This window comes from Janthinobacterium sp. PSPC1-1 (genome assembly GCF_049897625.1).
GTDB classification, from domain to species: domain Bacteria; phylum Pseudomonadota; class Gammaproteobacteria; order Burkholderiales; family Burkholderiaceae_D; genus Janthinobacterium; species Janthinobacterium tructae.
In genome coordinates this window covers 476731-488410 of sequence record NZ_JAFCWP010000002.1, presented here as the reverse complement: position 1 = coordinate 488410, position 11680 = coordinate 476731, and the positions used below count along the sequence as shown (strand labels likewise).

10 protein-coding genes are annotated in these 11680 nt (G+C 65.4%); 9 read left to right on the top strand and 1 reads right to left on the bottom strand.

Annotated elements, in window-relative coordinates; all coding sequences use genetic code 11:
* Positions 1–144: 144 nt before the first annotated feature.
* The 7 genes from ACP7EG_RS09670 (at position 145) to ACP7EG_RS09640 (ending at position 8396) form a co-directional block, all read left to right on the top strand.
* The gene (locus ACP7EG_RS09670; RefSeq protein WP_426087447.1) at positions 145–1410 is read left to right on the top strand and encodes an efflux RND transporter periplasmic adaptor subunit; all 1266 of its coding nucleotides are present in this window, start codon (positions 145–147) and stop codon (positions 1408–1410) included.
* Between the two features lie 37 nt (positions 1411–1447).
* On the top strand, positions 1448–2176 hold the full coding sequence (locus tag ACP7EG_RS09665; RefSeq protein WP_096233411.1) for an ABC transporter ATP-binding protein: 729 nt from the start codon (positions 1448–1450) through the stop codon (positions 2174–2176).
* A 9-nt stretch (positions 2177–2185) separates the two neighbouring features.
* Positions 2186–3496: an ABC transporter permease gene (locus ACP7EG_RS09660; RefSeq protein WP_426087446.1), complete on the top strand. Its 1311-nt coding sequence runs from the start codon at positions 2186–2188 to the stop codon at positions 3494–3496.
* Between the two features lie 30 nt (positions 3497–3526).
* Positions 3527–4762, top strand: a complete 1236-nt coding sequence (locus ACP7EG_RS09655) for an ABC transporter permease (RefSeq protein ID WP_426087445.1) — start codon at positions 3527–3529, stop codon at positions 4760–4762.
* Between the two features lie 28 nt (positions 4763–4790).
* Positions 4791–6143: a sigma-54-dependent transcriptional regulator gene (locus ACP7EG_RS09650; protein ID WP_096233404.1), complete on the top strand. Its 1353-nt coding sequence runs from the start codon at positions 4791–4793 to the stop codon at positions 6141–6143.
* A 14-nt stretch (positions 6144–6157) separates the two neighbouring features.
* Positions 6158–7462, top strand: a complete 1305-nt coding sequence (locus tag ACP7EG_RS09645; protein ID WP_426087444.1) for a sensor histidine kinase — start codon at positions 6158–6160, stop codon at positions 7460–7462.
* Positions 7463–7616: 154 nt separating this feature from the next.
* The gene (locus ACP7EG_RS09640) at positions 7617–8396 is read left to right on the top strand and encodes a spermidine synthase (protein ID WP_298407193.1); all 780 of its coding nucleotides are present in this window, start codon (positions 7617–7619) and stop codon (positions 8394–8396) included.
* Positions 8397–8411: 15 nt separating this feature from the next.
* Here the strand turns inward: ACP7EG_RS09640 and ACP7EG_RS09635 are convergent, their stop codons facing one another.
* Positions 8412–9896: a PLP-dependent aminotransferase family protein gene (locus tag ACP7EG_RS09635; protein ID WP_426087443.1), complete on the bottom strand. Its 1485-nt coding sequence runs from the start codon at positions 9894–9896 to the stop codon at positions 8412–8414.
* A 106-nt stretch (positions 9897–10002) separates the two neighbouring features.
* On the opposite strand from ACP7EG_RS09635, the gene ACP7EG_RS09630 reads away from it, so the two are divergent.
* Together ACP7EG_RS09630 and ACP7EG_RS09625 are read left to right on the top strand one after the other, a co-directional pair.
* A complete protein-coding gene (locus ACP7EG_RS09630) occupies positions 10003–10662 on the top strand; it encodes a pyridoxamine 5'-phosphate oxidase family protein (protein WP_426087442.1) in 660 nt (219 codons plus the stop codon).
* A gap of 80 nt (positions 10663–10742) precedes the next feature.
* Positions 10743–11567 (top strand): class I SAM-dependent methyltransferase, encoded by an 825-nt coding sequence (locus tag ACP7EG_RS09625; protein WP_426087441.1) that lies wholly within the window; start codon positions 10743–10745, stop codon positions 11565–11567.
* The last annotated feature ends 113 nt before the right edge of the window (positions 11568–11680 follow it).

The window sequence follows — 11680 nt, the reverse complement described above, 5'->3', positions numbered from 1 at the left end:
GACACTGCCGCGCACGCGGACACCGACTGGACAGCGCGGACATGGCGGACAGCCGGACGCCAAAAAAATTTCCCATTCAAATCAACGACTTGATAACTGGCACGGATCGTGCATTAGAAAAATCATTCTCCACGAGACCTGACCATGATCCGCGATACCTCCTCCCAAGACGCCGTACTGTCCGCCCCTCCGGGCCAGCGCCACAAGCAACGTGCCCTGCTGCTGGCCGGCGCCGTCATCGTCATCGGCGGCGCCGTCGCCGTATTTGCCGGCTGGCGCAACAGCGAACATTCCGTCAATGCCAGCCGCCTGCGCATCGCCGAGGTCACGCGCGGCACCCTGATTCGCGACGCCGCCGTGAATGGCCGCGTGGTGGCCGCCATCAGCCCCACCCTGTACTCGACCACGGTGGCCACAGTGACCCTGAAGGCCAAGGCGGGTGACACGGTAAAAAAAGGCGACATCCTGGCCGTGCTGGAATCGCCTGACCTGTCCGACGCCCTGAAACGGGAGCAATCGAGCGTGCAGCAACTGGAAGCCGAGGTGGCACGCCAGCAGATCCTGGCCAAGAAGCAGAAGCTGCTGGCGCGGCGCGAAGCCGATACGGCGGAAATCGAACGCCTGTCAGCGCAGCGTACCCTGGAACGCTACGAAAGCGTGGCGCAAGTGGGCATCATCGCCAAGATCGATTACCAGAAGGCCAAGGACGCGCTCAATTCGGCCGACATCCGCAGCAAGCACGCTTCGCAGGCGGCGGGCCTGGAAAGCGAGGACGTGACCCTGGCCTTGAAAACCAAGGCGAATGAACTGGAACGCCAGCGCCTGAGCCGTGACAACGCCCAGCGCAGGGTCGACGAACTGACCGTGCGCGCCCCCGTCAACGGCTTCATCGGCACCCTGTCGGTCGCCAACCGCAGCGTGGTGCAAGCCAATACGGCGCTGATGACCCTGGTCGACCTGTCGCAGCTGGAAGTGGAGCTGGAAGTGCCAGAAACGTATGTGGCAGATATCGGCCTGGGCATGAGCGCGGAAATCGAAACGGGTGCCATCAAGGCGACAGGAAAACTCTCGGCGCTGTCGCCGGAAGTAGTGAAAAACCAGGTGCTGGCGCGCGTGCGCTTCAACGGCGAACAGCCGGCAGGGCTACGGCAAAACCAGCGCATCACGGCGCGCCTGCTGATCGACGAAAAGCCGAATGTGCTGATGCTGGCGCGCGGCCCCTTCGTCGAGGCAGAAGGCGGCCGTTTCGCCTATGTGGTGCGCGACGGCGTAGCCATCCGCACCCCCATCAAGATGGGCGCTACCAGTGTCTCATCCGTGGAAATTCTCGATGGCCTGAAGCTGGGCGACAAGGTCGTCGTCGCCGGCACGGAATCGTTTGAAAACGCTGCCCGCATCTCCCTCAATTAATCAGCTGCATCCACTCCATTCCATCAAGAGGTCCACCATGCTGCGCATGCAAAATCTGAACAAAGTCTATCGCACCCACATGATCGAAACGCACGCGCTGCGCGGCTTCGACATCCACGTCAAGCAAGGTGAATTCGTCACCGTCACAGGCCCTTCCGGCTCCGGCAAGACGAGCTTTCTGAACATCGCTGGCCTGCTGGAAGAATTCACCGACGGCGAATACATCCTCGACGGCGTTAACGTGAAGGGCATGAACGACAATGCCCGCTCGCGCCTGCGCAATGAAAAACTCGGCTTCATCTTTCAGGGCTTCAACCTGATTCCCGATCTGTCGCTGTTCGACAATGTCGACGTGCCGCTGCGCTATCGGGGCTTCAACAGTGCCGAGCGGCGCGAACGCATCGAGGATGCCTTGGCCAAGGTGGGACTGGCCTCGCGCATGAAACACTATCCGGCCGAACTGTCGGGCGGCCAGCAGCAGCGCGTGGCGATCGCGCGCGCGCTGGCCGGCTCGCCCAAACTGTTGCTGGCCGATGAACCGACCGGCAACCTGGACACGCAAATGGCGCGCGGCGTGATGGAACTGCTGGAAGACATCAACGCGCAAGGCACCACCATCCTGATGGTCACGCATGATCCCGAACTGGCACTGCGCTCGCAGCGTAACGTGCACATCATCGATGGCCAGGTCTCGGACCTGGCGCACAAGGGGCCGACGCTGGCCAGCAGCCAGGCCAAGGCCGGCAACAACGCCGCCACTGTCTGAGGATAGCCCATGTTCCAGTACTACTTTCTGCTCGGCCTGCGCAGCCTGCGCCGCAACCCAGCCCTGACGGCACTGATGGTGCTGACCCTGGCCATCGGCGTGGCCGCCAGCATCTCTACCCTGACCATCCTGCATGTCATGTCGGGCAATCCCCTGCCGCACAAGAATGGCCGCATGTTCGTGCCGCTGGTCGACAATGGCTCCCTCTCCGGCTATACGCCGGGAAATGCATCGGGCGACAAGCAGCTCAGCTACCGCGACGCCGTCAATTTCCAGAACAGCAAAATGGGCGAGCGGCGCAGCGTCATGTACGGCGTGGGCGGTGCCATCGAGCCGCAGCGCAAGGACATCGGCGCCTTCACGTCGCAAGGCCTGGCCGCCTACCGCGATTTCTTTCCCATGTTCGAGACGCCCTTTCTGCATGGCCAGCCATGGAGCGAGGCCGACGATGCCGCCGGTGCCGACGTCATCGTCCTGTCGCGCAAGCTGGCAGAAAAGCTGTACGGCGACAGCAATCCTGTGGGCCAGCGCATGACGCTCATGGGTTTCCAATACCAGATCACGGGCGTGCTCGATAAATGGGAACCCGTGCCGCGCATCCATCGCATCATCGGCAGCGGCGCCTTTGGCAGCGAGGACAGTTACTTCATCCCGTTTACCAGCGCGATCCGCCACCAGACCAGCCATAACGGCAGCATGAACTGCAGCGGCAACCGGGAGCCGGGCTACCAGGGCACGCTCGATTCGGAATGCACGTGGATGCAGTTCTGGTTCGAGATGGCCAACGACGGCCAGCGCGGCGAATTGCAAAACTACCTCGACAGCTATGCGCAGGAGCAGCGCAAGCTGGGCCGCCTGAAGCGCAATGCCCCCAACCAGCTGTTCAGCATCGATGAATGGCTGGTGCACCTGCGCGTGGTGGGCAATGACAACAAGCTGTCGGCCTGGCTGGCCTTCGGTTTTCTGGCCCTGTGCCTGGTCAACACCATCGGTCTGCTGCTGGCCAAGTTCTCGGTACGCGCCGCCGAGGTGGGCATCCGCCGCGCACTGGGTGCCTCGCGCAGCGATATCTTCCGCCAGTTCCTCGTCGAGACCACCGTCATCGGCCTGGCCGGCGGCATATTGGGACTGTTGCTGTCCTTCGGTGCGCTGGCACTGATCGGCATGCAGTCGAAGCAGCTGACCGTCGCCGCGCACATGGACTGGGTGATGCTGGCCATGACCTTCGTCATCTCGGTGGCCGCAGCGATCCTGGCGGGCCTGCTGCCGACCTGGCGCGCCTGCCAGGTGACGCCGGCCATCCAGCTCAAATCCCAATGACAGAATCAACCGCACACGAATAGGATCACCATGGAAATCCGACCCATCCTGTCTGCGCTGATGCGCAGCAAAACCGGCGCCATCCTGGTCGCCGTGCAAGTAGCCCTGAGCCTGGCCATCCTGGCCAATGCCCTGCATATCGTCAACGTGCGCCAGGAAGTGGCGGCGCGACCCAGCGGCGTGGCGGCGGAGGGCGACGTCTTCCACCTGCTGGCGCGCAACCTGCGCCCGCTGGGTCACAACGAAGAACTCGCGCTGCAAAAGCGCCTGGCCGCGGCCGCGCGCGCCGTGCCGGGCGTCGTCTCGGTAGCGCAGGTGAGCCAGGTACCGTTGTCGCGCAATGGCAGCAACAGCGGCTTCGCCGCCAGCCGCAAGCAGGAAAATAGTTCCGCCATTGCCGCCGTGTATATCACGCCCGACCCCCTGATCAAGACCTGGGGGCTGCAGCTGCTGGAAGGACGTGACTTCACGCCAGGCGAGATCGTCGAAATCGACCAGAACGTGACGGAAGAATTCCCCCCGCAAGTCATCGTCACGCGGGCAATGGCCGAGAAAATCCACCCTGGTGGCGGCAGTGCGCTGGGCATGCCCCTCTTCCTGGGTACCGGCGAAGGAGCGCAGCAATTGCAAGTCGTCGGCGTCGTCGAGCGGCTGCAGAGCCAGGGGGCGGAAGTGGGTGACAAGGGCGAGTATTCGGTGCTGTTTCCCGTACGCCTGACGGGCGACGGCGATACCCTGCTGACCATCCGTGCCGAAGCGGGCCAGCGCGACCGCGTGATGAAAGAAGCCGAGCAGGCCATCCGCGCAGCCACGCCGGACAAGCTGATCGTACGCCTGCGCACGCTCGATGAAGACCGCGACACGCGCTACCGCGCCGACCGCGCGATGTCGTGGATGCTGATCACGGTTTCGGCCCTGCTGCTGCTGGTCACCGCCAGCGGCATCGTCGGCATCGCCAGCCTGTGGGTGACGCAGCGCAGGAAACAGATCGGCGTGCGGCGCGCCCTGGGCGCGCGCCGCGTCGACATCCTGCGCTATTTTTTGACGGAGAATTTCATGATCACCAGCGTCGGCGTGGCTGCCGGCGTGCTGCTGGCCCTGGGCTTGAACCAGCTGCTGGTGAGCCAGCTGGAAATGGCACGCCTGCCCCTGCCCTACCTGCTGGGTGGCGCGGCCGTCTTCTGGCTACTGGGCCTGGGCGCCGTGTACGGCCCGGCATGGCGCGCAGCCAGCATTTCGCCAGCCACTGCCACCCGCAGTACCTGAGCCGGCACCTGAGTGATATGCTGCGCGCATGCCTACCGTACTGATTATTGACGACAATGCCGCCGTGGCCATCGCGCTGGACGTGCTGTTTTCCCTGCACGAGATCGACGCCGTGCGCGCCGCCTCGCCCGAGGAGGGAATGCACCTGCTCGAGCGCCACGCCATCGACCTGGTGGTGCAGGACATGAACTTCACGGCCGACACCACCTCGGGCGAGGAAGGCAGCGCGCTGTTCCACGCCATCCGCGCGCGCTACCCGGACCTGCCCGTGATCCTGCTGACGGCATGGACCCAGCTCGACGCGGCCGTCGACCTGATCAAGTCCGGTGCGGCCGACTACCTGGCCAAGCCATGGGATGACCGGCGCCTGATCGCTTCCGTGCAGAACCTGCTGGAACTGGGACAGGCCAACCGCGCGCTGCGCCAGCGCGTGGTGGCCGAGCGGCGCCAGCGCCACGCCCTGGAACACGACTTCGACTTGCGCGGCATGGTGTGGCAAGACCCGGCCACCGAAAGAGTGGTGCACCTGGCGTGCCAGGTGGCGCGCGCCGACGTGCCCGTGCTCATTTCAGGGCCGAACGGCAGCGGCAAGGAACGCATCGCCGCCATCGTGCAAGCCAATTCGCAGGTCGCCAGCGGTCCCTTCGTCGTGCTCAATTGCGGCGCCGTGCCGGTGGAGCTGATCGAGGCGGAACTGTTCGGCGCCGAGGCGGGTGCCTATACCGGCATCACGCGCGCGCGCGATGGCAAGTTCGACGCGGCCGACGGCGGCACGCTGTTCCTCGACGAGATCGGCAACCTGCCGCTGGCCGGACAAATGAAACTGCTGCGCGTGCTGGAAACGGGACGCTTCGAGCGCCTCGGCTCAAACCGCGAGCGGCAAGTGAAAGTGCGCGTCATCAGCGCCAGCAACGCCGACCTGCCGGCGATGATCAAGGCGGGCACGTTTCGCGAAGACCTGTTCTACCGCTTGAACGTGATCGAACTGCGCCTGCCGCCGCTGGCCCAGCGCCCGCTGGACATCCTGGTACTGGCGCGGCATTTCCTGGGCAGCGAAAAAACCCTGGACGCGCAGGCACAGGCCACCCTGCTGGCGCACGGCTGGCCGGGCAATGTGCGCGAACTGAAAAACGTCATGCAGCGCGCCAGCCTGCTGACGGCCGGCCCGGTGATCGGTGCGCAGGAAACGGGTTTGCCGCTGGCGGATGTTGCATCGCCGCGCGCGCCGCAGGATGCCGCCGCGACGGAACCGGACCGCGACAGCGTCGTTGCCGCCCTGGCGCGCGCGCACGGCGTGGTGGCGCAGGCAGCGCAGGAACTGGGCCTGTCGCGCCAGGCGCTGTACCGGCGCATGGAACGCCTGGGCATCGCGCGCGGCTGATGGCATTGCGTCCCATGCGCCTCTCCCTGCTCACGCGCTGGACGGCGCTGATCGTCACCTTGCTGGTGCTGGGCATCGTCATCGCCCTGCTGCTCGCGCATTTTTTGCCAGGCCAGCCGCTGCTGGTACTGGCGGGCACCCTGCTGTGCGTGCTGCCGGTGGCCGTCATTACCATCCGCGCGCAGCTGCAATCGATGCTGTCGCTGTTTCGCGCCTTGAGCGGCACGGTCGCCAGCTACCAGGATGGCGACTTCGGCTTCAGCTTGCGCTGGCCGCAGAACGATGAACTGGCCGACCTGGTGGCGGCCCACAATGCGCTGGGCGACGTGCTGCGCAAGCAGCGCCTGGACCTGGTGCAGCGCGAACTGCTGCTCGACACCATGGTGCAAAACACGCCGGTGGCCATGCTGCTGGTGGCCGAGGGCAGCGCCATCGTCTACGCCAACCTGGCCGCGCGCCAGTTGCTGCACCACGGCCGCCGGCTCGAAGGACGCCACCTGGCCGACATCGTGCGCGAGGCAGCGCCGGCCCTGGCCGAGGCGCTGGCGCGCCGCAACGACGGCTTGTTTACCAGCGGCGAAGGGGAACAGGAAGAGGTGTATCACCTGGCGCGGCGCAGCTTCAGCCTGAATGGGCGCAAGCATGAACTGCTGCTGCTGCGCCAACTGACCCTGGAACTGCGGCGCCAGGAAGTACAGACCTGGAAAAAAGTCATCCGCGTCATCAGCCATGAGCTCAACAACTCGCTGGCGCCACTGGCCTCGCTGGCCCATTCCGGCGCCGAGCTGGTACGCCGCGGCCAGACCGAACGCCTGCCGCAAATCCTCGCCACCATCGAGGAACGCACGCGTCACCTGGAAACCTTCATCCTCGGCTATGCGCGCTTTGCCAAGCTGCCCGCGCCGCGCCTGGCGCCATGCGAGTGGCAACCCTTCCTCGACAGCCTGGCTTCGCAAGCGGCCTTCACGCTCGACGGACCGCCGCCGGCGCAGGCAGCCGTGTTCGATGCGGCGCAAATGCAGCAGGCGCTGCTGAACCTGCTCAAGAATGCGCTGGAGTCCGGCTCCAAGCTCCAGCACATCGGGCTGCACGTCAGCCAGGCGCAAGGCCAGTTGCGCATCGAAGTGCGCGACCGGGGGCCGGGCATGAATGGCGCCGTGCTGGAAAACGCGCTGGTGCCGTTTTACTCCACCAAACGCAGCGGTACGGGACTGGGCCTGGCCCTGGCGCGCGAGATCGCCGAAGCGCATGGCGGACGCATCACCCTGGCCAACCGCGAAGGCGGTGGACTGGCGGTGACATTGATTCTTCCCTGCTGAACCTTGCCCCGGTTGCCGCACCGCAAACGGATGCCATGATGCTGGCCGGCCCGGGCCTGCTGGGCTTTCTGGCACGGCGCCGCAAACAATCTTGATCTCCCCACCCAAAAGACGCCTCGGCGTCTTTTTTTCAGTCGGCTGCTACACTGACGCCATGACGACCGACTTTACCTCCACCAGCCATACCGCTTTCAGCCACCCGGGCCACCCGCCGGCCACCACCACCGAACACCGCGGCATCCGCTACCTGCACCTGGGTACCAAGTGGGTGCAGGGCGCCATGCGCCTGGACAAACCCGATGCCATCGAGCTCGAATACGTGCAGATGATGATGATGTGGATGCTGTTCAAGACGCAGCCAAAACGCATCGTGCAGCTGGGACTGGGCAGCGCTGCGCTGACCAAATTCAGCTACCGCCGCTTCCCCGATGCCACGGTCACAGCCATCGAACTCAATCCGAACGTGATCGCCATCTGCGGCGCCCAGTTCGCGCTGCCGCCGAACGACGCGCGCCTCGACGTGCGCGAAATGAATGCGCTCGACTTCGTGCTCGATCCTGCCAACCATGGCACGGTCGATGCGCTGCAAGTGGACCTGTACGACGAAGACGCGCGCGGTCCCGTGCTCGACACGCCCGAGTTCTACCAGGCCTGCTTCGACTGCCTGGCAGACGACGGCATCATGTGCACGAATGTCTTCGGCGACTTCCCCAACTACGACAAGAACTTGCAGGCGATGGAACTGGTCTTCGACGCCGTTGTCTGGGTGCCGGAAACGGAAGATGAAAACATCGTCGTGCTGGCCTTCAAAAAATCGCCATCGCTCGACTTCAGCGACTTGTACGAACGCGCCGCCACCATCAAGAAGCAATTCAACCTGCCCGCCAAGAATTGGGTCAACGGCTTGAAGCAGTGGATGCAGGACCAGCAGTAAGGCCGTAGCGCCGCATCACGCCGGCAGCAGCGCGCCCAGGCGGCGCGCCAGACCGTCCATGTTTTCAGCCGGCACCTGCGCATAACCGAGCAGGAAACCATTCCAGCCGGCGCCCTCGCCCCTCCTCTCACCCGTGCCGTGCGCGGACAACGCCAGCGCCACGATGCCGTCCTGCGCAGCGCTGCGGCTCAACGCCAGGTCATCCCACTGGACGTCTTGAAAACGCAGCGCCAGGTGCATGCCGGCCGTGCCGCCATGGATGACCGCGCCCGCACACGCATGGCGCTGCAATGCCTCGCTCAAGGCGTCGCGGCGCTGGCAATACAGGCGGCGCATGCGACGCACGTGGCGCGCAAACAGGCCGCTGCGCAGGAACTCGGCCAGCGCCAGCTGTTCGGCCACGCGCCCCCGTGTGGCGCCCTGCGCCTGCATCTGCGCGAAGGCCCCGGCCAGCCCTGCCGGCACGACAATAAAGGCCAGGCGCAAGGCCGGAAACATGGTCTTGCTGAACGTGCCCAGATACACGACGGGCGCGTCGGCCACCAGTCCCTGCATGGCCGCCAGGGGCGGGCCGCCATGGCGAAATTCGCTGTCGTAATCGTCTTCGATGATCAGGGCGCCAAAGGCGCGGGCACGTTCGAGCAGCGTCATGCGGCGCGCGGGACTGAGCACGCTGCCGGTCGGATACTGGTGCGACGGCGTGGTGTAGATCAGGCGCGGCGGCGCCGCGTTCCAGTCGTCGTCCGTCGGTGCGATGCCATCCATGTCGACGGCGATACCCGTCACCTGCAGGCCGGCGCCACGACCCGCCGCCAGCGCGCCGCCATAGCCGGGGTGCTCGATCCACAAGGTGTCGCCCTGGTCGGCAAAGGCGCGCAAGCACACATCCAGGCTGCTCTGCGTGCCATCCGTGATGAACACCTGGCCCGCATCGCACACGACGCCGCGCGCGGCGCGCAAATGGTCGGCGATGGCCATGCGCAGCTGCGGCTCGCCGGCAGGGTCGCCGTAATTGAGCTGGCGCGGCGTCAGCGCGCGCCACGCGCGGTCCAGCATGCGCCGCCACTGCGCCAGCGGGAATTCATCCAGCGCCGGCACGCCCGGCGCGAACGCCCCCATCGCGTCGGCGGGAAACACCACCGTCGCATTCCTGTCCTGTCCCGCCACGCCGCGCAAATGTTGTGCGCGGCGCGACAAGCCATCCTTGCTACCGGCCGGCGGCGCCACCACCGACCGGCCGACGTTGCCGGCGACCACGGTGCCGCGCCGGTCCGGCAAGACAAAACCTTCGCTGGCCAGCTGCTCGTAGGCGTACAGCACGGTATTGCGCGCCAGTCCCAGTTCGGCCGCCAGCACGCGCGTGGCGGCCAGCCGCGTGCCGGGAGCCAGCTGGCCACCGCGGATCGCCGCGCGCAGGCATTCATGCAGCAGGCGCTGGCGCGACCAGCCCCGCTCGCGGTGCGTGCGTTCGAAAGCGTTCAGCAGCAATGCATAATCCATGCGACTCCCGTTATGGCTCTAAATTATTTCTAACTTCTGGATCTTTTTTCAGGGCCAGATGCCGATTATAGTGCGGCCTGCTTCCTCAACCAACCGGATTTTCGCCATGACCGCTGTCGCCCTCCCTCCCAGCCCCCGTACCCGCGTGCGCCGCGTCGCCGAACTGGCCAGCTACGAGCAAGCCACCCTGTATGCCATCGTCGACGCCGCCTTCCTGTGCCATATCGCCTTCCGCGACGACAAGGGCAGCCATTGCATCCCGACCGCCTGCTGGCGCATCGACGGCCACCTGTACATCCATGGCTCGAACGGCAGCCGCATGCTCAAGCAACTCGTCAACGATACCGACGTGTGCGTGACCATCACACATCTCGACGGCCTGGTGCTGGCGCGCTCGGCATTCAATCACACCATGAACTACCGCTCGGCGATGGTCTACGGGCAGTTTGACAAGGTGAGCGACATCGGCCAGCAGCATGCGGCCATGGATGCGCTGATGGAAAAGCTGGCGCCGGGACGCCTGGCGCAGGTGCGCGGCGGCAACGCCAAGGAATACGCGGCCACCACCGTGCTGCGCATCGCGCTCGACGAATGCGCCGTCAAGCAGCGCAAGGGTGGCCCGCTCGACGACGCGGGCGACATGGCGCACGTCGTCTGGACGGGCGAACTGCCTTTTACGCACGGCCGTGGCGCGGCCATCGCCGATGCGCTCAACACCAGCGACATGCCCGCGTATGCCGCCGCATGGCCGGCGGAATCCGCTTGACCGGCCAGCGTGCTTGCCCGATGATCGGCGTTGATGGCGATAGCCACCAATCGACCCACTCATGAATGGAGCAGATGATGATGAAGCGAGTATCCCTGGCCGCGGCCCTGACGGTCATGCTGGCCTGCGGCGGCAGCGGTGCGGCACTGGCGGCCGACAGCGGCGACGCAGCCTTGAAGGCGGCCATCGCCGGCAGTGCACGCACGCCGGCCAACGCGCTGCGCGACAGCGCCCGGCACCCGTATGAAACACTGACGTTCTTCGGCATCAAGCCGAGCATGACGGTGGTGGAGCTGGCGCCTGGCGGCGGCTGGTACACGGAGATCCTGGCGCCCTACCTGCGCGACAACGGCAAGCTGATCGCCGCCGGCAACGATCCTCAATCCACCAGCGAAGGCGCACGCCGTGGCGCGGCGCGCTTCCAGCAAAAACTCGACGCCAATCCCGCCGCTTTCGGCAAGGTGGAGATCGGTGCCTTCGCACCGCCCACCACCTACCGCATCGCGCCCAAGGGCACGGCCGACATGGTGCTCACCTTCCGCAATATCCACAACTGGATACCCATCGGCGAAACAGGCATGCAGACCTTGTTCAAGGAAGTGTATGACAGCCTGAAACCGGGCGGCGTGTTCGGCGTCGTTGAGCACCGCCTGCCGGCCAGCAAGGCACAAGATGCCACGGCCAGCAGCGGCTACATGCACGAAGCGTATGTGATCAAGCTGGCCGAAGGCGCAGGCTTCAAGCTGGCGGCCAGGTCCGAGGTCAACGCCAATCCGAAAGACACGGCAGACCATCAGGGCGGCGTCTGGGCCTTGCCGCCCACCTACGCCAACAAGGATGTCGAGCGGGCCAAATACACGGCCATCGGCGAGAGCGACCGCATGACCCTGAAGTTCGTCAAGTAGGTCGGCTTAGCGCGGCAACGCCGCGCGTAATCCGACAACATCGTTGGCGGCGGTGATGGCGTCGGCGGTAGTGGCGTCGGGTTACGCGCTGCGCGCTAACCCGACCTACCGGT